At 70.0% G+C, this 26,667-nt stretch carries 21 protein-coding genes; 10 read left to right on the top strand and 11 right to left on the bottom strand.

The window, feature by feature from the left end:
• Positions 1–39: 39 nt before the first annotated feature.
• The gene (locus GRX01_RS09210; protein ID WP_303645989.1) at positions 40–1,476 is read right to left on the bottom strand and encodes an MATE family efflux transporter; all 1,437 of its coding nucleotides are present in this window, start codon (positions 1,474–1,476) and stop codon (positions 40–42) included.
• A 101-nt stretch (positions 1,477–1,577) separates the two neighbouring features.
• Here GRX01_RS09210 and GRX01_RS09215 point away from each other — a divergent pair, with 101 nt between their 5' ends.
• A complete protein-coding gene (locus GRX01_RS09215) occupies positions 1,578–2,027 on the top strand; it encodes an NUDIX domain-containing protein (protein WP_159666071.1) in 450 nt (149 codons plus the stop codon).
• Positions 2,028–2,042: 15 nt separating this feature from the next.
• On the opposite strand, the gene GRX01_RS09220 is transcribed toward GRX01_RS09215, so the two are convergent.
• A complete protein-coding gene (locus tag GRX01_RS09220) occupies positions 2,043–3,350 on the bottom strand; it encodes a 5'-deoxyadenosine deaminase (RefSeq protein ID WP_159666074.1) in 1,308 nt (435 codons plus the stop codon).
• Positions 3,351–3,467: 117 nt separating this feature from the next.
• On the opposite strand from GRX01_RS09220, the gene mtnP reads away from it, so the two are divergent.
• On the top strand, positions 3,468–4,346 hold the full coding sequence (gene mtnP, locus GRX01_RS09225) for an S-methyl-5'-thioadenosine phosphorylase (RefSeq protein ID WP_159666077.1): 879 nt from the start codon (positions 3,468–3,470) through the stop codon (positions 4,344–4,346).
• Positions 4,347–4,646: 300 nt separating this feature from the next.
• Here the strand turns inward: mtnP and GRX01_RS09230 are convergent, their stop codons facing one another.
• The 5 genes from GRX01_RS09230 to GRX01_RS19360 all read right to left on the bottom strand — a co-directional run bounded on the left by GRX01_RS09230 (position 4,647) and on the right by GRX01_RS19360 (position 14,948).
• Positions 4,647–4,892, bottom strand: coding sequence for a PRC-barrel domain containing protein (locus GRX01_RS09230; protein ID WP_159666080.1), 246 nt, complete (start codon positions 4,890–4,892; stop codon positions 4,647–4,649).
• Between the two features lie 666 nt (positions 4,893–5,558).
• Positions 5,559–6,419 carry a segregation and condensation protein A gene (locus GRX01_RS09235; protein ID WP_159666083.1) on the bottom strand — a complete coding sequence of 287 codons (861 nt, stop codon included), beginning with the start codon at positions 6,417–6,419 and terminating at the stop codon, positions 5,559–5,561.
• Complete coding sequence (smc, locus tag GRX01_RS09240; RefSeq protein ID WP_159666086.1) at positions 6,412–9,999, bottom strand: chromosome segregation protein SMC; 3,588 nt, start codon at positions 9,997–9,999, stop codon at positions 6,412–6,414. The genes GRX01_RS09235 and smc overlap by 8 nt, the downstream gene beginning before the upstream one ends.
• Positions 10,000–10,079: 80 nt before the next feature.
• Complete coding sequence (locus tag GRX01_RS09245) at positions 10,080–10,406, bottom strand: DUF7518 family protein (protein ID WP_159666089.1); 327 nt, start codon at positions 10,404–10,406, stop codon at positions 10,080–10,082.
• A 252-nt stretch (positions 10,407–10,658) separates the two neighbouring features.
• Positions 10,659–14,948, bottom strand: coding sequence for a hypothetical protein (locus GRX01_RS19360; RefSeq protein ID WP_159666092.1), 4,290 nt, complete (start codon positions 14,946–14,948; stop codon positions 10,659–10,661).
• 456 nt (positions 14,949–15,404) lie between these two features.
• On the opposite strand from GRX01_RS19360, the gene GRX01_RS09255 reads away from it, so the two are divergent.
• From GRX01_RS09255 to GRX01_RS09265, 3 genes are all read left to right on the top strand, one after another.
• Positions 15,405–15,617: a hypothetical protein gene (locus GRX01_RS09255; RefSeq protein ID WP_159666095.1), complete on the top strand. Its 213-nt coding sequence runs from the start codon at positions 15,405–15,407 to the stop codon at positions 15,615–15,617.
• Between the two features lie 131 nt (positions 15,618–15,748).
• Positions 15,749–16,672 (top strand): presenilin family intramembrane aspartyl protease PSH, encoded by a 924-nt coding sequence (locus tag GRX01_RS09260; protein WP_159666098.1) that lies wholly within the window; start codon positions 15,749–15,751, stop codon positions 16,670–16,672.
• A gap of 10 nt (positions 16,673–16,682) precedes the next feature.
• Positions 16,683–17,543: a presenilin family intramembrane aspartyl protease PSH gene (locus tag GRX01_RS09265; protein ID WP_159666101.1), complete on the top strand. Its 861-nt coding sequence runs from the start codon at positions 16,683–16,685 to the stop codon at positions 17,541–17,543.
• Positions 17,544–17,603: 60 nt separating this feature from the next.
• Here the strand turns inward: GRX01_RS09265 and GRX01_RS09270 are convergent, their stop codons facing one another.
• Positions 17,604–18,077, bottom strand: a complete 474-nt coding sequence (locus tag GRX01_RS09270) for a PUA domain-containing protein (protein WP_159666104.1) — start codon at positions 18,075–18,077, stop codon at positions 17,604–17,606.
• On the bottom strand, positions 18,074–18,571 hold the full coding sequence (locus GRX01_RS09275) for a LabA-like NYN domain-containing protein (RefSeq protein WP_159666107.1): 498 nt from the start codon (positions 18,569–18,571) through the stop codon (positions 18,074–18,076). The genes GRX01_RS09270 and GRX01_RS09275 overlap by 4 nt, the downstream gene beginning before the upstream one ends.
• A gap of 84 nt (positions 18,572–18,655) precedes the next feature.
• Here GRX01_RS09275 and GRX01_RS09280 point away from each other — a divergent pair, with 84 nt between their 5' ends.
• The gene (locus GRX01_RS09280; RefSeq protein ID WP_159666110.1) at positions 18,656–19,165 is read left to right on the top strand and encodes a nucleoside deaminase; all 510 of its coding nucleotides are present in this window, start codon (positions 18,656–18,658) and stop codon (positions 19,163–19,165) included.
• A 151-nt stretch (positions 19,166–19,316) separates the two neighbouring features.
• Positions 19,317–20,327, top strand: a complete 1,011-nt coding sequence (locus tag GRX01_RS09285) for a PhzF family phenazine biosynthesis protein (protein WP_159666113.1) — start codon at positions 19,317–19,319, stop codon at positions 20,325–20,327.
• A 92-nt stretch (positions 20,328–20,419) separates the two neighbouring features.
• On the opposite strand, the gene GRX01_RS09290 is transcribed toward GRX01_RS09285, so the two are convergent.
• Positions 20,420–20,944 (bottom strand): hypothetical protein, encoded by a 525-nt coding sequence (locus GRX01_RS09290; protein WP_159666116.1) that lies wholly within the window; start codon positions 20,942–20,944, stop codon positions 20,420–20,422.
• A 204-nt stretch (positions 20,945–21,148) separates the two neighbouring features.
• On the opposite strand from GRX01_RS09290, the gene ppsA reads away from it, so the two are divergent.
• From ppsA to GRX01_RS09305, 3 genes are all read left to right on the top strand, one after another.
• Positions 21,149–23,491, top strand: a complete 2,343-nt coding sequence (gene ppsA / locus GRX01_RS09295; protein WP_159666119.1) for a phosphoenolpyruvate synthase — start codon at positions 21,149–21,151, stop codon at positions 23,489–23,491.
• Positions 23,492–23,558: 67 nt separating this feature from the next.
• Complete coding sequence (mfnA, locus tag GRX01_RS09300; RefSeq protein ID WP_159666122.1) at positions 23,559–24,656, top strand: tyrosine decarboxylase MfnA; 1,098 nt, start codon at positions 23,559–23,561, stop codon at positions 24,654–24,656.
• Between the two features lie 201 nt (positions 24,657–24,857).
• The gene (locus tag GRX01_RS09305) at positions 24,858–25,406 is read left to right on the top strand and encodes a YqaA family protein (RefSeq protein WP_159666562.1); all 549 of its coding nucleotides are present in this window, start codon (positions 24,858–24,860) and stop codon (positions 25,404–25,406) included.
• A 39-nt stretch (positions 25,407–25,445) separates the two neighbouring features.
• Here GRX01_RS09305 and GRX01_RS09310 read toward each other — a convergent pair whose 3' ends face one another.
• Positions 25,446–26,609 (bottom strand): DNA-methyltransferase, encoded by a 1,164-nt coding sequence (locus GRX01_RS09310; RefSeq protein ID WP_159666125.1) that lies wholly within the window; start codon positions 26,607–26,609, stop codon positions 25,446–25,448.
• Positions 26,610–26,667 lie beyond the last annotated feature (58 nt).

Below are 26,667 nucleotides of genomic sequence, written 5' to 3' on the forward strand. Positions count from 1 at the left end.
CCCCGGCAGCGACGGTCGTCACCGACTCCAACCCGGAAGCTAGTCGTCGGCGGGTGCCGCCGACGGCGGGTCGACGACCGAACTCGTCCACGAACCCCGGGCGAGCCACGCGAGCGCGACGAGCGCGCCGACGACATCGCCGGCGACCACGGCCCACCAGATCCCGGCGGTGCCGAAGTCGTACACGAACACCGCCGCGTACGTCACCGGCACCCGGACGATCCACACCGCGACCAGCGACAGCGCGAGCGCGGTCGTCGTCCGGCCGGCACCGCGGAACGTCCCGCGCGAGACCTCGAAGATCCCCGTGAAGACGAACATCACCGACGCGACCCGCAGGTACGTCGACGCGTACCCGATCGTCTCGCCCGCCCCCGCGGAGCCGGGCGGGAGGAACAGCTGGACGATCGGCGTCGGGAACGCCGCCGCCAGCGCCGCCACCGGGAGCATCACCGCGGTCACGACGGTCAACGCGGCCCGAACGGCACGCCGCGCGCGGTCGGGTTTCTCCGCCCCGAGGTTCTGCCCGACGACGGTGTTCACGGCCTGGGCCAGCCCCATCGCCGGCAGGAACACCAGCGAAATGAGGCGGTTCCCGAGCCCGTACGCCGCCACGATCGCCGGCGGGAACGTCGCCACCAGCGCCGTGAGCACGACGAACGCCAGGGCGACGCCCGACTGCTCCAGCGCCGATGGAACGCCGAGCCGGAGTACCTTCTTCACGATCGCCGGCTTCGGGACGAGGTCGCCGAGGCGGATCGACGGCCCGGCGGGCGTCCCGAACAGGACGTACCAGCCGACGACGGTCGCGATCGCCCGGGAGATCAGCGTCGCCCACGCGGCGCCCTCGATCCCGTAGGCGGGCACCGGTCCCCACCCGAAGATGAGCACCGGGTCGATGACGACGTTCACTGCGACCGAGACGACCATCACGCGGAGCGGGGCTCGCGTGTCGCCGTACCCCCGCATGAGCGAGACGAACGTGAAGAAGCCGAACAGGAACGGCGTTGCGAGGAAGAACACTCGCATGTACGCCGCCGCCAGCGGGACGATGTCCGTGGCCGTCTGCTCGTCGGCGGGGATGAGCGCCAGCGCCGGCTCGACGGCGAGGTAGCCGAGCGCGCCCAGCACCATCGCCACGAGCATCACGAACCCGAGCGCCGTCCCGGCGACCTTGCCCGCCTCGCGGGAGCTTCCGGAACTCGCGGCGCTCGCGCCGGTGTGCTGGGCGACGAGGATCGCGCCCGCGGCGGTGAACCCGCCGCCGACGCTGATGAACAGGAACACGATCGGGAACGCCAGCGAGAGCGCGCCGACCGCGTCCGACGAGAGCCGCCCGAGCCAGAACGTGTCCGCGACGTTGTACATCACCTGCAGCAGCTGAATGAGCACAAGCGGCCACGCCACGCGTAGCATCGGGCGGAGGAGATCCCCCTCGACGAGATCCGACGCGTGCGCTGAGGAGGACCCGCTCATGACTCCTACGAAGCGAAGATGGGTCTTGAACGCTTCTCACGCGTGGTACCACGAAACACGGGGACGCAATCGCTTTCGGCCCGCTCCGCGATCCCGACCGTATGGCCGACAGCTACGTCGTCAACGTCGACGCCGCGGTGTACCGCCTCCGCGACGGCGACCCGGAGTACCTCCTGATCGAGCGCGGCGCCGAGGAGGAGCACGCGGGCGGGACGCTGGGGCTCCCGGGCGGGACGATGGAGGCCGCCCCCGGTGACTCGGATCCCATCGAATCGACCGTTCGCCGGGAACTCATGGAGGAGGTCGCCGTCGAGGTCGACGGGGTCCGAGTGGTCACGAGCGGCGTGTTCGAGTTGGACACCGGCGAGCCGTGTCTGAACGTCGTCTGTCTCGCCGAACACGCGACCGGAGACCCGTATCCGGCCACGCCCGACGAGGTCGCCGCCGTCGGGTGGTACACGCTCGACCGGGTCGCCGACGACGAGGACGTGCCCGGCTTCACTCGCGGGCACGTGGAGGCGGCGGAGGCGAAGCGGTCACGTATCGACTGAGCCGGATCGATCGCCTCAGTCCTCGACGCCGGGCACGTCGAACGCGTTCGCCTCGCGACGGATCCGGTCGGCGTCGAGCGTCCGGTGACCGCCGCGCGACTCGTCGTACAGCACCTCGCCGTCGACCATCGTGAGGCGCACGTCGTCGCCGTGGGCGGCGAACACGAGGTGGCTCACGGGGTCGTGCAGCGGCGTCGCCCGGGTCACGTCGGTATCGATACCCAGCACGTCCGCCTTCCACCCCTCGCGGAGCGCGCCAACCCGCTCGAACCCGGCGGCTGCGGCGCCGTTGCGCGTCGCCATCCGGAGGACCGTCCCGGCGTCGACGGCGGTCGGGTCGAGCGCGTCGATCTTCGCGAGCAGGCTCGCCTGCTTCAGCTCCGTGAACGGGTCGAGCGTGTTGTTGCACGGGGGGCCGTCGTTGCCGAGGGCGACGTTGACGCCGCGCGAGAGGTAGTCCTCGACGGGCGCGATCCCGGACGCGAGCTTCATGTTCGAGGACGGGCAGTGCGTGACGTGGGTGCCGGTCTCGGCGATGATCTCGCGTTCCGTCTCGTCGGTGTGGACGCAGTGGGCGAGGATCACGTCCTCGCCCGTGAGGCCGACCTCGTGGAGGTACTCGACGTTGCGCTCGCCGGTTCGCTCCTCGACGACGGCGATCTCGTCCGTGTTCTCCGAGGCGTGGGTGTGGATCCGCACGCCATCGTACTCGTCGGCGAGCTCGCGACAGCCGCGCAGACACTCGTCGGTGCAGGTGACGGCGAAGCGTGGCGTGACCGCGTACCGGACCCGCCCGTCGGCGGCGCCGTGGTAGTTCCAGATGAGCACCTCCGACTCCGCGAGCGCCCGCTCGGCGTCCTGTCGGAGTCCATCGGGCGCGTTCGTGTCCATCAACACCTTCCCGGCGCGAGCGCGGATGCCCGACTCGACGGCCGCCTCCAGCGCCTGGTCGGCGTGATGGACGGACAGGTGGTCGATCACCGTAGTGACGCCGGACTCGATGCACTCCAGATAGCCCAGCTCCGCTGCGAGTCGCATTCCCTCGGCGCCGAGGCCGGCCTCCATCGGGAGCACGTGGTCGTTCAACCAGTCCAGGAGGGCCGTGTCGTCGGCGATCCCCCGCCCGAGCGACTGCACCGAGTGGACGTGCGCGCCGACGGTGCCGGGCGCGACGATCCCGAACTCGCGGCGCTCGTGGTCGGAGTAGCGGTCGCGGAGGGTCGCCTCGTCGCCGACGGCGGCGATCGCGTCCCCCTCGACGACGACCGCGCCATCCGCGATGACCGTCTCCGGGTCGGCGACGACGGTTCCGGCGAGTAGCATTGATCCGACCGTTCTCCTGCCCGGTCGTACAAAGACGTGTGGATCGGCGGCGGGGGAGCGATCGCGGCGACCGATCCGCATGCCTTTAGCCGGAACCGCCTGAATCGTGAGCCACGCATGACCATCGGCTTCATCGGCGGCAGCGGCATCTACGAGGCGCTCCCGCTGCGGAACACGCGCACCGAGTCAGTCACCACTCCCTTCGGCGAGCCCTCCGCGGACCTTGAGATCGGCGAGTTCGGGGACACCGGCCGCGAGGTCGTGTTCCTCCCCCGGCACGGCTCCGATCACCAGCGTTCGCCCACGGACCTGCCGTACAAGGCGAACATCCACGCGCTGAAACAGGCCGGCGTCGAGTACGTCATCGCCAGCAACGCCGTCGGCTCGCTGAAGGAGGAGCTGTCGCCGCAGACGATCGTCGTCCCCGACCAGATCTACGACCGGACGAAGCACCGCGACCTCTCCTTCTTCGGCGACGGGATCGTCGTTCACCAGCCGTTCACGCGGCCGTACTCGCCGAAGCTCGCCGACCACCTCGCCGAGGCGGCCGAGCGCGCGCTCGACGACCTCGGCTCCGACTCCGACGTCGTCGACGAGGGGACCTACGTCTGCATCGAGGGGCCGCAGTACTCCACGAAGGCGGAGTCGGAGTTCTACAAGAGCCAGGGCTGGGATCTGGTGGGCATGACCGCGATCCCCGAGGCGAAACTCGCTCGCGAGGCCGAGATGGCCTACGCGACGGTCGCCGGCGTCACCGACTACGACGTGTGGAAGCAGGACGCCGAGGTGACCCTGGAGGAGGTGCTTGAGAACGCCGCCGCCAACGAGGAGGCGATCAAGGAGACCGTCGAGGAGGCCGTCCGGACGTTCCCCGAGGACATGGACTGCGAGGCCCACGGCTCGCTCGAGGGAACGATCAACACGCCCGCCGACGCCGTCCCCGAGGAGACGCGCGAGCGCGTCGGGATCTTCGTGGACGAGTACCTGGACGACTGAGCACGACGATTCGTCGCGCACATCTCCGCCAGCACGCCCCGCGTTGGTTCACCGACTGGCGACTGGATCAGCAGAGGAAGGACCGCCAACCGGTGTTCCGTACACGACGTGCGCCGTACACGTTCGTGACACAGTCGTTGACTGGACGGTCGCGGCACGGACTTGGCGAGCATCGCTCTGGCGTCACGCTCTCGACCGGCACCCGGGCCGCCCCCGGCGAGGCACCGACTCAAGTCGGTGAGGCAGCTGCAGGGTCCGTCGACCGTCGAGAAAGGCTCGGACGCCCGGATTGGGCGGCGCCTAGAAGCTGTCCTTTAGTCTGATTTCGTCGTCGGTAATGGTGTCGATTCGGTTCTCCTCGAGCGCGTAGTCGTCCTCGCTCGCGTGGCCCCAACCGAGTTTCGAACGGACCGAGTCGTTGAGGCCGGGGTCGGCGTCCACGTAGGCGGTTCCGGACCTGATCTCCGTGACCATCCCGATCTTTCGGCCACTGGAGTCGACTACTGTCTTGCCCTCGTCGTCATCGGCAACGTGATCTCGTTCCATTGCGATCGAGCGGATACCACCCGCGGTAATTGTAATAAAGAGTGTACCCGAGAGCGCTCGGTGGTAGACCCGCGTTGGATCCGGTGTGGCCGTCCATACCGGGCCGGCGTCGCGTGGGTTCGCTTACTGCTTGTTCGGTCGGGTGCCACCGTCGTCCTGTGCGAGGACGGTCACGGAAACCGCGCTGTCCTCACCGGTTACCCGCGGGTCCGAATCGACGTCGATCGCCGGTGGAACATCCATGGTAGGACGTGATTGCTTGGACGTAGTGTGCAGTTATTTGAAGACGTCGGTCCTGATAAATCGACCGTACAGCGACCGGCAAGCGGTAGTTGTCGGGATCAGTTGCAGCCTACTGTCTGGGGATCCGGTCTTTGACGCCGGCTCATCGCGACGATCGGTGACGACGAGAGGTGGGATGCGATACTCACCGGCGTCGAGACCTCGAATATCGGGACCCCGATCCTGCGCGCATCCTCGGGGCGAAACACGATTCTCGGGAAGGATACCCCATCGAATACCCCTCACCCAGCGTGCTCATAGACAACGCCTGACCGATAACCCGATCCGTACCGTGTACGCAGCACGACCTTCCACCCCCTCGATCGACGGTGCACCCGACGAGCTAACGAGTGTCGCACCCGCTCGCTGACGATATGCGGCCCCTCAGTCCGCGACCGCCTCGTCGCCCGCGGCGACGACGCCGGCGTCGCGCACCCACAGGTCGCCGAACAGGTCGTCCTGCTCCAGCGTGATCTCCCCGCGATGTGCGAGGAACAGCAGCGCGAGGTACGTCATCACGGCGGTGCTTCCCACGTCCGAGACCTCCCGGAACAGCACCTCGTTGCGTCCGCGCTCGTACTGCGGGCGCAGTCTCGTGCGCACGTCCTCGATGACCGCCTCGATGTCCTCCTCGTGTGCCGTCCCCGTCACGTCGTCCTCGCCGGGCTCGCCCTCGCGGCGGAGGTCGTCGGCGCCGTGGTACTCCAGCGTCTGCGTCCCGCGAGAGAACCCCCGCGGCGACTCGCTGGTGTCGTACTCGCGCGACTCCTTCCACCGAGTCTCCCGCTCGGCCTCCCGAAGCTCTCGGACCAACTCGTCGAGAGTCTCGGGCGACCCGCGGGTGCTCTTGCGCTCCAGTCGCCGGTCCATCTCGTCCTCCAGCGCGTTCACGGGGTCGAAGCCGTCGTCGATCGGGGCGTCGTCGACCATCCCGGCGTCCCCCTCGAACGCGCGCTCCCACGGTTCGAGGTCGTCCTCGGGGTCGTCTTCGTCGTCGGCCGCGAGCATGTCGTCGGACTTCATTCGCAGGAGGACGCTCGCGTAGAACAGCGCGCGTCCCCCGGTCCGGAGGTCGGCCTCGTCGAGTCGCTCGAGGAACGCGTCGGTCACCTCGACCACGTCGATGTCCCACGGGTCGATCTCGCCCTCCTCGGCGAGGCTGACGAGCACCTCGACGGGCTCGACCTCGTCGTCGTCGGTCCCGTCGGACGGGGCCGGAACGGGGTCGCCCGGCGCCTCAATCATCCGCCTGCACCTCCGGCACCGGCTCGCCGTCGTCGCCGAGTTGGATCCCCGTCACCGCCGAGACGTTGTCCGACTGCATCGTCACGCCGATGGCCCGCTCGGAGCGCTCCAACAGCGCCGAGCGGTGGCTGACGACGACGAACTGTGCCTCGCCCGCGAGGTCGTGGACCATCTCGCCGACGCGCTCGGCGTTGACCGCGTCGAGGAACGCGTCGACCTCGTCGAGCGCGTAGAACGGCGCGGGGTTGTGCCGTTGGATGGCGAAGATGAACGCGAGCGCCGTCAGCGACTTCTCGCCGCCGGACATCGCGTCGAGGCGCTGGACCGGCTTGTCCGCCGGCTGCGCCTTCATCGTCAGCCCGCCCTCGAAGGGGTCCTCGGGGTCCTCCAGCACCAACTCGCCGGTCCCGGCGGAGAGCCGCTGGAAGATCTCGGTGAACTGCTCGTCGATCGCCTCGAAGGCGTCCATGAACGTCGCCCGCTTCTGTGACTCGAACCGATCGATGCGCTCCTCGATCGCCTCGCGCTCCTCGACGAGCACGTCGCGGCGCTCCTGAAGGTCCTCCAGGTCCGCCTGCACGTCGTCGTACTCGTCGATCGCGAGCATGTTGACCGGCTCCAGTTCCTCCATTTCCCCGGACAGCCGATCGATCTCGGACTCGACGGTGTCGTGGTCCGGGATCGCCTCGGGGTCGTAGCTGCCGACCTGCTCCTCCAGCGAGTCGATCTCCCACTCCAGCCGCTCCGCTGTCTCGCGCAGCGACTCAAGCTTCGAGACGACGCGCTCGACCTCGCTCTCCTGATCGTCGCGCTCGGCCTTCGCCTCGTGGAACGACTCCTTGACGGACTCGCGCTCCTCCTTGAGGTCCGCGAGCTCGTCCTCCAGCTCGGCGATGGCGTCCCGCTTCTCCTCCAGCGACGCCTCCTTCTCGTCGATCCGTTCCTCGAACTCGTCGATCCGCTCCTCGGCGTCCGCCTTCTTCGACTGCGCCTCCTCGACGGTCTCGTGGAGGTCGTCGACGGCGTCCTCCGCGTACTGCTTCTCCAACTGGAGCTGGTTCAGCTCGCCGTCGAGGTCGTCCATCCGGTCCTCGAGGTCGTCGATCTCCGCCCGGATCTCGTCGGCTCGCGCCGACAGCTCCGGGATCTTCGAGTCGGCCAACTCGGCCTCCAGCTCCTCGATATCCGCCTCGATGGTCTCGATCTCCTCGTCGGCCGTCTCGATCTCGTCGTCGAGGGCCGTCATCTCCTCGTCGACGGACTCGCGCTCCTCGCGCAGCTCATCGAGGCGCTCCTCCAACTCGCCGATCCGTCCCTCCTTCTCCTCGAGCTTCTCCTCGGCGCGCTCGATGTCGGACTCGATGTCGCGCACCTTCTCGGCGGCGTCGGAGGCTCGCGAGCGGGCGTCCTCCAGATCGTCGTCGACGTCGGCGATCTCCGCTTTGATCCGCTGGCGCTCGTCCTCTAGGTCGTGGATCTCCTCGGCGACGCGCTCCAGCTTCCCCTTCCCGGACTTCGAGAAGGAGTACCGGGAGCCGCCGCCCGAGCCGCCGGTCATCGCGCCGGACTTCTCCACGAGGTCGCCGTCCAGCGTCACCATCCGGTAATTACCCATGAGGTGCCGGGCGGTGTCCATGTCCTCGACGACGAGCGTCGACCCGAGCACGTACGAGAAGATACCCTCGTACTCGGAGTCGTAGTCGACGAGGTTTCGCGCGAAGTCGACGACGCCGGGGTCGTTCGGCAGCGACGGGAGCCCGCGCTCGTCCATCTCCGTGATCGGGAGGAACGTCGCACGTCCGGCGTTACGCTGCTTCAGGTAGTCGATGCAGTCGGAGCCGACGCCGTCGTCATCGACGACCACGTTCGCGAGCCGGCCGCCGGCGGCGGTCTCACACGCCTTCGCGTACTCGCCGGGCACCGACGCGAGTTCGCCCACGGGTCCGTGGACCCCCGAGAACTCCGCGTTCGTCACCGTCGTCACGGCGCGGGGCCAGGAGGTGTCGCCGGAGTCGCCGGCTCGAGCCTCCAGCTTGGAGTACTCCTGTTGCTTCTCGCGGATCTCCTCCTCGACCCCGTCGAGTTCCTCCTGGAACTCCTCCCGCTCGGCGCGGAGGTCCTCGATAACGCCGTCGATGTTGGCCTTGTTCTTCTCGGCCTTGTCGAGCTCGGAGTGGAGGTTCGACACGCGCTCGTTCAGCTCCGGGATCGCCTCACGCGTCTCCTGCAGCTCGTCCTCTACGTCGCCGATCTCGTTCGAGCGCCGGCGAGCGTCGTCGAGCAGGCGGTCCTTCTCGCGCTGGAGTTCGTTCTTCTCGGAGCGCAGCTCCTCCAGCGACTCCTTCCTGTCGGCCAGCTCGGCCTTCAGCTCGTCGAACTCGGTGTCGACGCTGTCGATCTCGGCCTGAACGTCCGCCAGCTCGGTCTGCTTCGATTTGAGCGTCGACTTCAGGTTCGCCTTCTCGACTTTCGTCTCGCGGATCTCCGAGTCGAACTCCTCGATCTCCTCGCTCTTCTTGTCGATGGCGACGAAGGCGTCGCGCCGCTCGGTCTCGGCCTCCTCGATGCGCTCGCGCTGGTTCTCGATCTTCCCCTCGAGCCGGGAGACGTCGCCCTTGATCTCCTCGATCTCCGCCTTGATGGCGATCTGCTCGTCCTCGCCCTTGCGCTCGATCTCGCGGTTGATCTCGTCGAGGTCGTCCTCCAGATCGTCGACGCGGGCCTGTCGCTCGTCGAGTTCCGCGCGGATGTCCTCGAGTTCCTCCTCGCGGGACTCCATCGACTCGCGGGTGCCGGCGAGGTCCTCCCGCTTGTCCTCCAGTTCGGCGGCCTTCAGGTAGCCCTCGTACTCCTGCTTCTCGTCGCGGAGGTCCTGATACTGGAGGGCCGTCTCGCGCTCGTCCGCGAGCTGGTCGAGGCGGTCCTCCTTCTCCTCGATGCGGAGGTCGGCCTCGTCGATGCGCTCCTCGACCGTCTCCAGCTCCCCGAAGGCGTCCTCCTTCTTGGCGTCGAACTCGGCGACGCCGGCGATCTCGTCGACGATCCCCCGGCGCTCGTGGGGCGTCATGTTGATGATGTCGGTCACGTCGCCCTGCATGACGACGTTGTACCCCTCCGGCGTGATGCCGGCCTGCGCGAGCAGGTCCTGGATGTCAGAGAGGTTGACCGAGCGGCCGTTGAGGTAGTAGTACGAGTAGTAGTTGTCGTCGGTCTCCTTCACCCGACGCTTGATGGTGATCTCGTCGGCGTCGCCGACGTCGTCGCTGCCGGCGGCGCTGACGACCTGCGAGCGGTCGAGCGTCCCCTCCGAGTTGTCGAGGACGACCTCGACGCTCGCCTCGCGGTCGCCGGAGGGTCCCTCGCCATCCTCGAAGCCGGGGTTGTAGATGAGGTCGGTGAGCTTCTCCGCGCGGATGCCGCGAGTGCGCGCGAGCCCCAGCGCGAACAGCACCCCGTCGATGATGTTTGACTTGCCCGAGCCGTTCGGCCCGGTGATGACCGTGAAGTCCTCGTAGAAGGGGATCCGCGTCGGCCGTCCGAAGCTCTTGAAGTTGTCCAGTACGAGTTCCGTGATGTGCATGCGTGGTGGAACGTGGTGTGGTACCCGTCGTGCCGCCGCGATCCGGCGGCGCCGCGGGCTCGGTTACGCGTCGGTGGCCGTTACGCGACGATGATGTCGTCGGAGTCGTCGTCGGAGGAGTCCGACTCCTCGGGCGTCTCCCCGTCGGCGCCGCGGGCCGCCTTCTGGGCCGCGCCCTCGTCGTCGGCCATGGTGCCCTCGTCGTCGGCGGCGCCGTTCGTCGCCGACTCGTTCGGGACGAACTCGGCGTTCGGGTTGCGGTCAGGCGTCGACTCCTCCTCGACCTCCGTCGCCTGCTCCAACTGCGAGATGCGTTCCTTGGCCTCGACCAGTTCCTCCGTCAGCCCGTCGACGGCCGCCTGCAGCTCTGCGACCTGCGTCTCGAGATCCTCGACCCGATTTCCCATACACGGGGACGTGCCCGCATGCGTATAAACCCGCGTCAGACGGGTAGATGACACGAATTGGGGCTCGAAACGGCAAATATCTGGAGAATCAAGTCCTCTCCGGCTGGTTCTCGATCGACAGCCGATAAACCACTCCACGCTATATCGAATCACCGGGTCCGAGAACAGACGGGGACGCCTCGATCGCGTTGCTGTCGGGCGACCGGGCCCGATTCCACGGGAGAATCGTACCGAACACTGACTGGGGAACGGTCAGCGCCGCGGCCGACCGAACAGCAGGCCGATCAGTCCGAGCAGCGAGAGCGGCGCTCCCCAGATCATCCCCTGGGCCCCCGCGTCGATGGCGGCCTCGGCCGTCACGAACGTCGAGGTCGGTCCAGTTTCGTTGGCCGTCCCAGTCCCTGTTCCAGTCTCGGCAGTGTCCGAAGCGGTTGCAGTAGCCGTCTCGGTACCGGTCGCGGTGGTCGTCTCAGCAGCTGTCTCCGTGGTTGTTCCAGTTGCCGTCGCGGTAGCGATGGCTGTCTCCGTAGCTGTCGCGGTGGCTGTCTCAGTCGGGGTTGCGGTACCCGTCTCAGTCGCCGTCGTGGTGGGCGTCGTCGCGGGACCCGCAAGGGTCAGCGCGTACGTTTCATTGCCGTTGGCGGGTACCTCCCGCCCGTCCTCGGTCGACGCGGTCACCGTGTAGTCCCCGGGCGCGAGTCCCGCGACGGTCACGTTCTCGCCGGCGCCGACCGTCCGCAGTTCGACCGGACCGGACTCGTCGGCGACCGTCACGGAGACGGGGAGGGCGTTCGGGTTCTCGATGCTGAACGTCTCGTCCCCGACGACGACGGCGAGCGATTCGAGCGGCGTCGCGGGCGCCACGGCGGTGAACGGGAACCTCTCGCTGCCGTTGATGCGGACGGTCCGCCCGTCCTCGGCGGTCGCCGTCGCGTTCCAGTCGCCGGGCGCGAGATCGGTCAGGTTCGCGGTTCCGTTGGCGGGCACCGACAGCGAGCGGTTCGCGTCCGTCTCGTTCGTCACGTCGACCGTGACGGCGACATCGTTGGGGTTCTCGACCGAGAGCGACTGGTTGTCGACGGTCGCGTTCACCGACGCCAGCACCGAGAACGCGAAGCGCTCGGTCCCGTTGATCGCGAGCGTTCGTCCGTCCTCGGTCTCGGCGGTAGCGTTGTAGTTACCCGCCGGAAGGGCGTCGAGCGTCCCGGAGCCGACGGCCGGAACGTCGAGCGTCCGGTTCGCGTCCGTCTCGTTCGTCGCGTTGACCGTGACGGCGATGTCGTTCGGGTTGTCGACCGTGAGCGTCGCGTTCACCACCGTCGCGTTCAGCGACTCCAATGCGTCCGGGGCGGCCGCCTCGACGGTGAACGTGTACGTCTCGCTGCCGTTGACGAGGACCTGTCGGCCGTCCTCGGTGGCCGCCGTCGCGGTCCACTCGCCGGGAGCGAGATCGGTCAGGTTCGCGGTTCCGTTGGCAGGAACCGAGAGCGAGCGGTTCGCGCCCGTCTCGTTCGTCGCGTCGAGCGTGACGGCGAGGTCGTTCGGGTTCTCGACTGTCAGCGACTGGGTATCCATGGTCGCGTTCACGGACACGAGTTCCGCCGGCGGCGACGTGGCTTCCCGGACGGAGAACGTGAACGACTCGGCCCCGTTGATCGAGGCCGTCGCGTTCCCCTCGCCGGTCGCGACGAGCGTGTAGTCGCCGGGCGCCAGATCCGACGCGTTCACCGTCTCCCCCGGGGGGACGACGAACGACTCGTTCTCGCCCGCACCGTCGGACAGGTTCGTCGTCGCGTTCGCGTCGGAGGGGTTCGAGACCGTGAGCGTGGCGTTCTCGACGGACGCCTCGAGGATCGCGTGACCGGGCGGCGGGGCGACGGAGACGTTCAGCGTCCGCTCGCCGTTGAGGGGGGCAGTCTCGCCCGCCTCGGTCAGCGCGGTGAGCGTGTAGTTCCCGGGCGTCAGCGACAGCGTCTCGGTCTCGTTCGTGGTCACCGTCTCGGTTTGAACCGTCCCGGCTTCGTCGGTCGCGGTGACGGTGACCGGACCGTCGTTCGGGTTGGTGACCGAGACGTTCTCCTCGCGCTCGACGACGGTGAGGCTCCGTGCGACCGCCGGGCACTCCTCGACGGTCACGACGAGTTCGGACTCGTTCTCGGCGCCCAGCGGCACCGCCGTCCCGTCGCCGGTGCTCGCCGAGAGGCTGTACTCGCCGTCCGCCCGCACGACCTGCCGGGTTTCGCCCGATGCGAGCCCGAACTGCTCGGTGCCGTCGGCTCCGGTGACGGTCACCGTCACGGGGACGCTGTTCCGGTTGGTGACGGTGACGTTCTCGCAGTCGGTGGCGACCCCGAGCGACCGGACCCGCGGCGGGTCGTCGGGGTCGAGCGGGTCCGTCCCGTCGTCGACCTCGGTCCCGTCGAGGTAGCCGTCGCCGTCGGTGTCGGGGTTCGTGACGTCGGTCCCGAGCGCCTCCTCCGCCTCGTCCGGGAGGCCGTCGTCGTCGGCGTCGATCGGGTTCGGGTCGTTCACGTCGAGCGGGTCGGAACCGTTCTCGACCTCGTCGCCGTCGTCGATGCCGTCGCCGTCGGTGTCGGCGTCGGTCGGGTCGGTGAACGTGACGGTCACCTCGGTCCCGTCGTCCAGGCCGTCCCCGTCGGTGTCGGGATCGTTCGGGTCGGTACCGATCCGCTCCTCCTGGGCGGTCCCCAGGCCGTCACCGTCAGGATCCGGGGGTGCCGGGTCGTCGGCGTCGGTCGGGTCGGTTCCGCGGTCGACCTCCGCCGAGTCGGTGAGGCCGTCGCCGTCGGTGTCGGGGTCCGTCGGGTCCGTCCCGAGGTCGACCTCCGTCCCGTCGCTCAGTCCGTCGTTGTCGGTGTCGTGATCGAGCGGGTTCGAGCCGTACGAGTCGACCTCCGTCCCGTCGCTCAGCCCGTCGCCGTCGGTGTCGGCGTCGTCCGGGTCGGTTCCGAGCTCGCGCTCCTCGGCGAGCGTTAGCCCGTCCCCGTCGCCGTCGGTCTCGCTCGGGTCGTTCGGGTCCAGCGGGTCGGAACCCCTCTCGATCTCGTCGCCGTCGTCGATGCCGTCGCGGTCCGTATCGGCCCGCGTTGGGTCGGTCCCGAGATCGATCTCGTCGCCGTCGTCGATGCCGTCGCCGTCGGTGTCCCGGTCGCGCGGGTCGGTCCCCGTGACGAGCACCTCGGTCCCGTCGTTCAGGCCGTCCCCGTCGGTGTCGGCGTCGGTCGGGTCGGTGCTGATGAGTCGCTCCTGGTCGTCCGAGAGGCCGTCGCGGTCGGCGTCGCCGGGCGAGACGTACTTGTCCTTGCCCTTCGTTCTCCCGTGCCTGTAGATCTCGTGCGGGCGGTCCTCTCCGTCCGCGGCCGCCTCCTTCGTGGTCTCGGCGGCCGCGACCTGCACGATGACCTGTATCTGAACGACGTTGACGACCTGCACTTGCGTCACTTGACCGAGGACGCCCCGGCAGGCCCCCCTGGCCGCCGACTGGATCTGTGTGACGCTCGCCGACTGGCTCTGGGAGAGCGCGCCCGAGGACGCGCCAGCGGCCGCGATCTGTATCTGCTCGATGGTGACCGTCTGGCTCTGGGAGATCCCCCCGGCGGCCCCGCCGTAGGCCGCCGCGTGAACCTGCCTGACCGTCGCCCGTTGGCTCTGGGAGATGGCGCCCTTCGCGCCGCCCAACGCCGCCACCTGTACCTGCTTCACGTTCGCCCGCTGACGCTGTTGGAGGGAGCCCTCCGCGCCGCCCTCGGCGGCGGCACGGGTCTTCTCGGACTTCCCGTCGCGTTCGAGCGCTCCGTACGCCCCGCCCTGGGCCGCCTCCTGGATCTTCGAGACGTCCGAGACGCCCCGATCGGCCGCGCCCTTGGCGGCGCCGGAGGCGGCCCCCGCGGCTGCGTGCTGTACCTGCGTCAGCGAGACGCGCTGGGCCTGCGCGATCGATCCGTGCGCCGCACCGTACGACGCGCCCTGGAGCTGTGTCACGTTGGCCGAGTGCGACCGGCTCAGTGCGCCGTCGACGCTCCCGGCGACCGCCGTCCGTATCTGGGTCGCGTTGGCCGACTGCGACTGCAGCAGCGCGCCGTGTGCCGCGCCGCGCGCCGCGTGCTGGATCTGGTCGAGGTTCGCGTCCCGATGCCGACGCACCACGTCGGCGACGGCTTCCTTCGCGGCCGCTCGCTGCGCCCGCGTGACCGTCGCGCCCTGCCGTCGGGCCAGTTCGGCGCCCTCCTCCACGCCCCGTTCCGCGGCGGCCTCCCGTGACTCCTGAACCGTGGCGGGATCGGCACGATCCCGGAGGCTCGTGGTCGCCGAAGTCTCCGGTGACGCCGTCGCCAGTACGTCCGGTGACGCCGTCGAGAACGCGATCGGGTTCGGTGACGCGAGCGAGTCCGTGTCGGCACGGTCCTGGGTCATCGCCGCGCCGCTCCCGACGAACGCCGCACTCGTCGCCACCGTCAGCGCGACGAGTGCGACCAGCACTCTCCCCACGGCGGTCCGCCGTGAGTGCCCGCGTTCAGCCATCGCTCACCCCGGACTGTGGCCGGCGGGGTGTCCGTTCGACTCCGACGGCTCGATCCGTTCGACCCGCGCTCGGTGTGAGATCGACTGGTTCCCGTCCCCCCGCCGCGGCCGCCGTGCCCTCTACCGCGAGCACGGTGGACCGCCGATTGTTACCACAGGTTGACATGACAATGACTAGCACGCACAGCGAGGACGGGCTTTACAGTTCCTTCGTCCTCCTTCTCAGCTACGGCCGGATTCGGGTGTGAGGGTGCCCCCTCCGTTCGATCCCGCTTCTGAATGGATCCGACTTGGTGTCACGTTGCCGAAGATCGGGTGGCGTGTGAGTCGGGGGCGGTCTCGGCGTTCCACCGACGATATCGTGGGCCGGGCTACCGGGAACCGTGACACCGGATCGTTCGGTGTCACGGCTCGCGCACGGCCTTATGCCGTGCGGCTCCGAGGACCGAACACGAAATGAACCACTTGAATTCGCTGCTCGCAGTCCAACTCCTCGCCCTCGCGGTGGCGCTCGTCGCCGAGGGTCTCGCGTTCGAGTCGCTGGTCGCTCTCGCCCTCACGACGTTCGCCCTCGCGCTGGCGGCGATGTTCGTCGAGATGACCGGCGCGCTCCTCATCGGAACCCTCCGACCGACGGTCCCGGACATGTCGCCGGAGCGGCACGGGTAGGCCGAACCGGGACCGAGCCGGAGCGGACCGGGATCGAACTGCGACCGACTGGGACCGAACCGGTCACGCCCGGCGACGCGGTTCGCTCGGAACCACAACCACCAAACGCGGGCCACCCCTACCGGCGGGCGATGAAGACTCGCGCAGTCCGCGGCGTCCTCCTCGCGGGGCTGTTGTTCCTCGTCGTCCACGTCGGCGCCGTCTCGTTGGCGCCCACGTTCGAGGCGGCCGGCTACCAGACCGTCGAGGACCCGCAGGACCCCACGAACTCCGGGCTCTACCTCGGCGCCATCCTCGTCGTCACGGCGCTGATGCTCGCGGCGTTCAAGTACGACTTCGACTGGGCGGTCCGGCTGGTCATCGTCGGCTCCTCGGGGATGCTCTCGTGGTACGTCTTCTCGGTGTTCCTCCCCGGGACCGTCGCAGTCGTCGCCGCCGGACTCGTTGCCGTCGCCCTGCTCGCGTACCCCGAGTGGTACGTCATCGACGCCGCGGGGGCGCTGATGGGCGCCGGCGCCGCGGGGCTGTTCGGCATCTCCTTCGGCCTCCTGCCGGCGATCGTCCTCCTGACGGTGCTCGCGGTGTACGACGCCATCTCGGTGTACGGCACCGAGCACATGCTCGACCTCGCGGAGGGCGTCCTCGACCTCAACATCCCCGTCGTGCTCGTCATCCCGCTGGAGTGGTCCTACTCGCTGCTCGACGAGGGATCGACCGAGGGCGCCACGGAGGGCACGGACGAGGACGAGCGGGACGTCTTCTTCATCGGCCTCGGCGACGCGGTGATGCCCGCGGTGATGGCCGCCTCCGCGGCGTTCTGGTCGCCCGCGCCGGCGTTCGGGCTCCCGGTCGTCCCCGCGATGGGGCTGCCGACGCTGTTGGCCATCGTCGGGACGTTCGTCGGCCTCGGCGTCCTCCTGCGGATGGTGCTGAAGGGTCGCCCGCACGCCGGACTTCCCCTGCTCAACGGCGGCGCCATCGGCGGCTACCTGCTCGGCTCGGTCCTCGCGGGCGTCCCGCTCGCGCAGGCGCTCGGGGTCGCGAGGTACCTGTGAGCGCGCTCCCGTGACCGATCCCCCCGTCGTCGGGAACCTGACGCGCGCCCGCCGAGACCCTCGCGTCCGCGGCGCCGTCGGGGTCGGCGTCCTGTTCCTCGCGGTCCAACTGCTCGCGCTCGCGGCGGCCCCGCGGCTCGCCGGCTCCGGCGTCAGCTACGGGAGCGGCGGCGACGCGCTCGTCCCGCTGGTCCTCGGTCTCGTCGTCGGCACCGTTCTCTCGTTGGCGGTGGTCCGGTACGGCGCCAGTCGCCGCCTCGTTCGCGGGGTGATGCTCGTGTCGCTCGGCGCCGCCCAGTGGTTCGCACTCTCGGCGTTTCTGGGCTCGCTCGCCGGCGCCGTCGCCGCGGCGGCGGGAACCCTCCTCGCGTGGCGCGTCCCCCGCCCGGCCGTCCGCAACGCGGTCGCGGTCGTCGGCGTCGCCGGCGGCGCCGCGCTGTTCGGCGCGAGCCTCGCCCCGGCGTACGCCGCCGGCGCGCTGGTGCTCGCGGCCGGCTACGACGCCTACGCGGTGTACGGCTCGGGCCACATGCTCGACATGGCCGACGCGAGCGCCGACCTCCGGGTACCGTCGATGTTCGTCGTCCCGACCGACGACGGCTACGACGACGCGAACGCGACTGTCACCGGCGAGGGGACGCCCGCGGCGACGCTTCTGGGCGCGGGCGACGCGCTGTTCCCCGCGATGCTGACCGCGAGCGTCGGGGTCGGAGCGCCGGGGTCGCTCGCCGCGGCCGCGCCGCTTCTCGGGTCGCTCGTCGGTCTCGCCGCGCTCCAGGTGCTCGTCCACCGTGTCCGCGGCGTCCACGCGGGCCTGCCGTTCGTCAACGGCGGCGCGCTAGCCGGTTGGCTGGTCGTCGTCCTCGCGTGACCGGGCGAGTTGGAAACGTACGCTCCGAATCGAGCCGCAGTCGGGTGATCTGCGGTCTGGTTATTCGGCTCCGGCGCCCGAACGAACCTTCACCGCCATCCCCGAGGAGAAGTCGCGCATCTCTGCGGCCGCCAGCTCCGCCCGACCGACGGCGAGCACGGTGTCGTCCTCGTGCACGACGACGACCTCGTCGCGCGGGCGGACGGACTCGCCCACGTCGCCGACGAACTTCGCGAACACGTTCTTCCCGTCGCGCACGAACGGCGCCGATTCGTCGCCGACGACGACGCTGTACTCGGGGTGCGGCAGCGCCGATCGGAGCCGTCTGCCGCCCTCGATGCCGAGGGTGAATCGACCGTCCGTCAGGTACGACACGATCCGCCCGTCGTCGCAGGTGACCTGCCGGGGGCGCCCGCTCGTCGAGCGCCGGACGGTCACGTCCTCGTCCGCCGGGAACAGCGCCTCGCCCGCGCCCGCGCCGAACTGGTAGTCCGCGACCGTCCGGAGGTCCGCGAGCGTCGCGTCGCCGCTCATAACAGGAACGTCTCCTCGCGCTCGCTCATGTCGATGAAGGAGTCGGCCGCCTCCTTCAGGTCCGCCGCCGCCGACTCCTCGAAGGCGACGACCTCGACGCGGACGCCCTCGTGTCGGAGGTGCGTACACAGGCGTGAGAAGTCGGCGTCACCGGTGCACAGCACGACCGTGTCGACGTGGTCCGCGAGCGTCACGGCGTCGAGGCTGATCCCCACGTCCCAGTCGGCCTTCTTCGACCCGTCGCCGAACGTCTTGATCTCCTTGATCTTCGTCTCGAACCCGATGTCGCGCAGGGCCTCGAAGAACGTCTCCTCGTCGGGCGAGTCAGCGCGGATCACGTACGCGATCGCCCGGGTGAGCTGCCGTCCCATCACGGCCTTCTCCAGCATCTTCGAGTAGTCGACGTTCCTGGAGTAGACGCTCTGCGCGGAGTGATAGAGGTTCTGCGAGTCGGCCAACACGGCCACCCGCTGTCCCTCGTGGATCTCGCTCATACCCGGTGGGTGTCGGACCGGGCGTTTAGTCGTGTCGGGGCGCGTCGCCGACAGCTACACCATCCCCGGCGGCCATCTCCCGGTATGACACTCTCACTCGAATCCCTGCCGGACCGCTTCGCCGGACTCAGCCACGAGGAGCACGTCCGCGAGGCGATCGAGTTGGCCCGGGGCGCAGCCGAGCGCGGCGACGACCCGTACGGGTCCGTGCTCGTGCACGCCGCGGACGACGAGATCGTGATGACCGAGCGCAACGCCGTCAACACGGAGGACGACGTGCGTCGACACCCGGAGCTGACGCTCGCCCACCGCGCAGCCCGGGAGTTCTCGCCCGCGCAGCGACGGGACCTGATCATGTACACCAGCACCGAGCCGTGCCCGATGTGCGCGGGCGGCATCGCCCACGTCGGCCTCGGCGCCGTCGTCCACGCAACCTCGGCCGAGCGCGGCGCCGAACTGTACGGCTCGGACTCGTGTCTCCCCTCCGCGGAGGTGTACGAGCGCCTCGGCAGCGACGTGGTCGCCGCGGGGCCGGTGCTGGCCGACGAGGGCGACGCCGTCCACCGGGATCACGGCGGCGTCACCGACGGATAGGCGGAGAGAAACCGCCAGACTCCGGCGGGAATCGGAGACGTGGGACGGACAGTGGTCGACTCGCTCGATCGCCGGAGCGGGAGTCGTCCGAGCGGGAACGATACCCGCCGAACCACGTGGTGTTTTGTCGCGCCCGGCCACAGACGACTGCATGACCGAACCAACCGGCGCGTCCGACGGGGACCGCCGCGACGCCGCGCTCGTCGACGCGTTCACCACCGAGCCGCTCGCGGGCAACGTCGCGGGCGTCGTCCCCGACGCCGACGGCCTCGACGCGAACCAGATGCGGGCCATCGCGAACGAGCTGGGCGCCAGCGAGACGGCGTTCCTCCGGCCCTCGAGCGATGCCGACCGTCGGGTGCGCTACTTCTCGCCGACCGCGGAGGTCGACCTGTGCGGCCACGCGACGATCGCCTCCCACGCTCGCCTGTTCGAGACGGGCGCGATCGACGCGGGGACGCACTCGCTGGAGACGAACGTCGGCGTCATCGAGATCGAGGTGACCGAGGAGGGCCGGGTGTGGATGACGCAGAACCCGCCGGCGGTGTTCGAGGTCGAGGTCGACTACGACCGGCTCGGCGACGTGCTCGGCGTCGACAGCGAGTCGTTCCGCGACGTGGGCGCCGAACTCCCCGTCGCGTACGCCTCCTCGGGGCTGCCGTTCCTCGTCGTCCCGGTGAACTTCCTCGAGCACGTCGGCGACATGACGCCGGACTTCGACGCCGTCGAGGCGCTCGCGGACGAGCACGACGTCGCCGGCGTGTACGCGTTCACGTTCGACGCCCTCGGCCCCGACTCCACGGCCCACGGTCGGTGTTTCGTTCCCGGCCTCGGCATCGACGAGGACCCCGTGACCGGAACCGCGAGCGGCGCCTGCGGCGCCTACCTCGACCACTTCGCCGCGTTCAGCGGCGGCGACACCGACGGCGTTCCGGGGTCGGATGCCGGCACGACCGGCGACGGAGGCGCCGGCGGCGACGACGGAACGCCCGAGGAACTGGTCTTCGAGCAGGGCCACTACGTCGATCGCCCGGGACGGGTTCACGTACGTCCCGGCGCCGGCGACGGCGGCGCGCCGGTCGTCGGCGGCGACACCGTGACCGCGTTCGAGGGCGAGATCCGGGTTCCCGAGAGCGACGACGACGAGATCATCGAAGTCTGACGTTCCGCTCCGATTCCGGCTGCCGTCTTGCGATCATCTCGAAGATCGGCGTTTTTGAGAGACCCGGGTGAAGAAATCTTGGCTCGGAACTGTCACTGCTGTGCCGCGTCCAGCGCCTCCTCGGGGGACAAGTCGGGCGCCTCCCGCGGGTTCTCGTCGAGGTACGCCTCGGCCTCGGCGATCGTCGCCTCGTTCTCCAGGCCGTACGAGCGCGCGGTCGCCCCGTCAGCGCTGGCGTCGACGACCTCGGGAACGTCGGTCCGTTCCTCCGCGTCCTCGCCGACGTGGCGGCGAACGATCACCGCGGCCGTGACGACCGCGAGGACGGCGCCGACCGCGATCCCGAGCGTGCCCGCGAGCAACCAGCCCGCGGCGGGCAATCCGACCGCCGCGATCGGGACGAGCGCGAGCACGAGGCGGCGACGGGAGCGCGCCCGACGTTCGTACGTCGTCACGATCGCGGAGCCGGCGCCGGCGGGGACGGCGCGGCGGACAGGCTCGGGTTCCTCCTCGTACCGGAGCACGTCCCAGCGGTCGGCGGCCGCCGCCGCGAGGTACGGCTCCTCGGGCCGTTCGTCCGCGGCGGCTCCGGTTTCGGTTCCGGGGGGATCGCTCACACATCGTCTCGGAGACGAACCGTCGAAAACCCCGCGATTCGTGCGGAGCAGACGGCGGCGGTCCGGGCGGGACGCCGACAGATCGGGACGTCGACCAGACGCCGATAACTCCGTCTAGAGGTACTCATAACCGAGTATAGACTTCCACACCGTTGCGTCGGTCGATACCTTCTTGGTCCCGTCCTCGGTCCCTTCAGACACGAAATGGCTGTACTTTGGCTGGACGACGTTTCCGCCGACGACCTGGACACCGTCGGCGGGAAGGGCGCCTCGTTGGGGGAGCTGACCGCCGCCGGCCTGCCGGTTCCGCCGGGGTTCGTGGTGACCGCGGGCACCTACCGGACGTTCATCGAGGAGGCGGGCATCGACGAGGAGCTGTTCGCCGCCATGGACATCGACCCCGAGGACTCCGCGGCGCTGCGCGAGGCCGAGGAGACCGCCAGGGACCTCATTCTCGGGACGGAGTTGCCCGAGTCGGTGCGCGAGGAGATCCTCGACGCCTACCGGACGATGGGCGACGACGGCGACGAGGCGTTCGTCGCGGTCCGCTCGTCGGCGACGGCGGAGGACCTCCCCGACGCCTCCTTCGCGGGCCAACAGGAGACGTTCCTCAACGTCCGCGAGGAGGCCCTGCTGGAGCGCGTGAAGGAGTGCTGGGCGTCGCTGTTCTCCCAGCGCGCCATCTACTACCGGCAGCGGCAGGGGTTCCCACACTCGGAGGTCGACATCGCGGTCGTCGTCCAGCGGATGGTCGACGCAGAGAAGTCCGGCGTGATGTTCACCTCCCACCCCTCGACGGGCGAGCCCGAGATCATCATCGAGGCCGCGTGGGGGCTCGGCGAGGCCGTCGTCTCCGGCTCCGTCTCCCCGGACAACTACGTGGTCGACCGTGAGACCGCGACGGTCGACGAGGTCACCGTCGCGGACAAGAAGATCCTGATGGAGAAGGACCCCGAGACGGGCGAGACGGTCACGCGCGACGTGCCCGAGGACCGGCGCGAGGCCCGGGTGCTCTCAGACGGGGAGATCGAGCGGCTCGTCGAGCTCGGCCGACGGGTCGAGGACCACTACGGGAACCCGCAGGACGTGGAGTGGGCCGTCTACGACGGGGAGGTGTACATGCTCCAGTCGCGCCCGATCACGACCATCTCCGACTCGGCCGACGGGGCTGGAACGACCCCGTCGAGCACGGAGCGGGCGGCCGCGGCGACCGACGCCATCGACGCCGACGGGTCGGGCACAGGGGCGAAGGCGGGCGGCGGCACGGAGGACGACGACGTGCTCTTCCGCGGCCTCGGCGCCTCCCCGGGCATCGTCTCCGGCGAGGTCCGGATCGTCACGAAGCTCGACCACCTCGATCAGGTCGCCGAGGGCGACATCATCGTCACCGAGATGACGATGCCGGACATGGTGCCCGCGATGAAGCGCGCCGTCGGGATCGTCACCGACGAGGGCGGCATGACCAGCCACGCCGCCATCGTCTCCCGGGAACTCGGCGTGCCGGCGGTCGTCGGCACCGGCTCGGCGACGAGCGCGCTCTCGGACGGGCAGGTCGTCACCATCGACGGCGACAAGGGGACGATCCGCCAGGGGCGCGCGACCCAGGAGGAGGAGGAGTACGAACCCGTCGAGGCGGTCCGCCCCGAGACGCCGGTCAAGCCGATGACCGCTACGGAGGTGAAGGTGAACGTCTCCATCCCCGAGGCCGCCGAGCGAGCGGCCGCGACCGGCGCCGACGGCGTCGGCCTGCTGCGGATCGAGCACATGGTGCTGTCGCTGGGGGTCACCCCCGAGAAGTACATCGCCGACAACGGCGCCGACGCGTACGTCGAGGAGCTCGTCGACGGCATCCGCGAGGTCGCCGAGGAGTTCTACCCGCGACCCGTCCGCGCGCGGACGCTCGACGCGCCCACCGACGAGTTCCGCGAGCTCGAGGGCGGCGAGGGCGAGCCGAACGAACACAACCCGATGATGGGGTGGCGGGGGATCCGCCGCTCGCTCGACAAGACGGACGTGTTCCGGCAGGAGCTGACGGCGTTCAAGCGCCTCTACGAGATGGGGTACGACAACGTCGAGCTGATGCTCCCGCTGGTGAACGACGCCGCGGACGTGGAGGCCGCCAAGCGCCACATGGAGGCCGTCGGCATCGACCCCGTGAAGCGCCGCTGGGGCGTGATGATCGAGACGCCCGCGAGCGCGCTCGCCATCGAGGAGCTGGCCGAGTGCGGCATCGACTTCGCCTCCTTCGGCACGAACGACCTCACGCAGTACACGCTCGCGGTCGACCGCAACAACAGCAACGTCGCCGACCGGTTCGACGAGCTCCACCCGACGGTGCTCACGCTCATCGGCGACGTGATCGAGACGTGTCGCGAGCTCGACGTGGACACGAGCATCTGCGGGCAGGCCGGCTCGAAGCCGGAGATGGTCGACTTCCTCGTCGAGGAGGGCGTCACCAGCATCTCCGCGAACATCGACGCCGTCCGCGACGTGCAACACGAGGTCAAGCGCACCGAGCAGAAGCTGATCCTCGACGACGTGCGCTGACCGGTTCCGGGACGCCCCGCACCCGAAAGCGCAACCCCTAACTCTCGCACCCACCGTCTTCGGGGCAATGCAGCCGTCCGCCGCCGAGCGCCGCCCCCAGTCGTTCGACCGCGTGCTCTCCTCGATGTGCACGGAGCCGCATCCCGCGGCGCGGCGGGCCGCTGAGCGCTTCCTCGCGTCCAACCCCGGCGACCCGGCGACCTACGGGACGATCGCCGAACTGGAGCGCGAGGCCGTCGGCGCGCTCGCGGAGATAACCGGACTCACGGACGCCGGGGGAGCCGCCGATTTCGACAGCTCGTCACACGGCTACGTCACCGCAGGCGGCACCGAGTCCAACATCCAGGCAGTACGCTCGGCACGGGAGCGCGCCGACACCGACGACCCGATCGTCGTCGCCCCCGAGTCGGCCCACTTCAGCTTCCACAAGGCGGCGTCGGTGCTCGACGTGGAGCTTCGAACCGTCCCGACCGACGGGGACGGCCGCGCCGACGTGGACGCCGTCGCCGCCGCGCTCGACGACGACGCGGCACTGGTCGTCGCCGTCGCGGGGTCCACGGAGTACGGCCGCGTCGACCCGATCCCAGCGCTCGCGGACCTGGCGGTCGACGCGGGGGTTCCGCTCCACGTCGACGCCGCGTGGGGCGGCTTCCACCTCCCCTTCTCGGGCCACGACTGGGCGTTCGCCGTCGACGGCGTCGAGACGGTGACGATCGACCCCCACAAGGTCGGCCGCGCGGCGGTGCCGGCTGGGGGGCTACTCGCGCGCGACCCGGCGGCGTTGGACGCGCTCGGGATCGAGACGCCGTATCTGGAGACCGCCTCGCAGGCGAGCCTCACCGGCACCCGATCGGGCGCCGGCGTCGCCAGCGCGGCCGCGGCCGCGGACGCGCTGTGGCCCGACGGCTATCGCCGCGAGCACGAACGCGCGAGCGACCTGGCCGCGTGGTTCGCGGACGAACTGCGCGGCCGCGGGATCGCGGTCGTCGAGCCGGAGCTTCCGCTCGTCGCGTTCGACCTCCCCCGACCCACGTTCGAGTCCCTCCGCGAGCGCGGCTGGCGCCTCTCGCGCACCGGCGCCGGCGAGGCCCGCGTGGTGGTCATGCCCCACGTCACCCGGGAGTCGCTGTCGGCGTTTCTCGACGACCTCGACGAGCGACGGTAGATCGGTCGGGTCCTCCCGGATCGGCCTTCGCCGGGAACCACCGAACTTATTCTCCGCTGTCCCTCCGGTTCGAACGTGCTCCCGGTCCCCGCCCCCGCCGCGCTGGCGACGCCGACGACGGTCGACGCCGTCGCCACGGCGGCGTCCGTCGGACTGCTCCCGCTCGGCGACGCGATCTCCCCCCTCGGCGCCGCGGTCCCGCTGGCGAGCGAGCCGTCGTGGTGGCCCGACTTCGGGTGGCTCACGCGGCTCGTGGAGACCGCGACCGGCTGGACCGGGCTGGGGATCATCTTCGTCTACTCGTTCCTCATCGCGTTCGCGCTCCCGGGCGTGAGCGAGGTCGTCCTTCTCGCGCCCTTGGATCTGGGGCTCCCAACGTGGGCGAAACTCTCCGTGATCATGCTCGTCTCCGGGCTCGGGAAGGCCGCCGGCTCCGTGTTCGCGTTCCACATCGGGCAGGAGGCGAAGCAGTCCGGACCCATCATCAGGTGGCTTCGGCGCTCCCGCTTCGACGTGATCGAGTGGTCCGAGAGCACGACCGCGGAGCTGGCGCGTCGGTACGGCTACGCGGGGCTCGCGATCGCGCTGTCGGTGCCGTTCTTCCCGGACACGATCTCGATCTACGCGTTCGCCGTGCTCGAACGCGACTACTGGCGGTTCGCGCTCGCGACGTTCGTCGGCAGCGTCGGCCGACTGCTCGTCACGCTCGGCCTGTTCGGCGCCGGCTCGCTGACGCTCGGCCTGTTCTGACTCGGCGAGTCGTCCGGCGCGATCCACGCCGCCGGCGACTCACTCCGTCGCCGACTCGATCGGCTCGTGTCTCACCCGATAGCCGCCGGCCGTCGAGTCGACCGCGATCGCTTCGTACAGCCGGATGTCGCGTTCAGCCTTCGTCACCACCGGAACGTCGTAGTGGGTCGCGTCGTAGCCGGGCCGCTCGTCGCGCTCGGCGACGAACGCCCGATGTTCTCGGAGCCTGCGGCGTCCCCGCTCGCGCGAGAGGGCCGGCGCACGTGCCGCGTCGCCGTCGAACGACTCGACCAGGTCCGGGTCGCGCTCGACGCCGACGGAGTCGCGGCCGGCGGCCATCGCCGCCAACGTCGTCGTGCCGGTCCCCCAGAAGGGGTCGAGCACGCGGTCGCCGTACGTCGAGTACATGTTGATCAGGCGGTAGGGTAGTTCGAACGGGAACGCCGCCGACCGGTCGCGGGCGTCGCCCGCGTCGAGCGACTGGTCGACCCCGCGGAGGTCGTCCCACGCGTCAGAGAACCAGCGGTTGCGCTCCTCCCAGAAGAACGCCGACGCGTAGCGCGCTGGGTCGCCGGCGTCGAACGAGCGGCGCGAGCCCTTCCGGAACACGAGCACGTGCTCGTGTTCGAGCGTGACGTAGGCGTTCGGCGGGAGCGTCCCGCTCCCCATGAACTTCGTCGGCGAGTTCGTCGGCTTGCCCCACAGCACGCCCGGCAGGCGGTCGAGGCCTGCCGCCGAGAGCGCGTCCGCGACCCGGGTCGCGTTGTCCCACAGGCGGAACCGACCGCCGACCGAGCGGGTCGCGTCGCCGACGTCGACGCAGGCGACGCCGCCGGGAGAAAGCACCCGGGCGATCTCGTCCCACGCGGGCGCGAGCGCCCCGTGCATCGCGTCGAACGCCCGCTCGGCGGCCGCGTCGGCGTCGTTGTCGCCGCCCGATCGTGCCGCCTCGAGGGCCTCGCCGACCCCGGGATCCAGTCGGGCGAAGAGGTCGTCCCACTGCTCGACCATCGGGTACGGCGGCGAGGTGACGACGAGGTCGACCGACTCGTCGGGGAGAGGGAGCGCGCGCGCATCGCCGACGCCGACGACGTGTTCAGTCTCGAACGCCGGGCCGACGCCGGGTGTGGCGGCGGCCTCGACGGCGCCACCGTCGTCGGCGTCGGCGCCCCGGCTCGCGTGCGGATCGTCGTCGCCGCTCATCGCGTCATCGGATCGGCCCGCGTGGGGCGGGCGAATAAACCCCCGCGATCCGGTCGAC

The sequence above is a fragment of the Halobaculum saliterrae genome, assembly GCF_009831625.1.
GTDB classification, from domain to species: domain Archaea; phylum Halobacteriota; class Halobacteria; order Halobacteriales; family Haloferacaceae; genus Halobaculum; species Halobaculum saliterrae.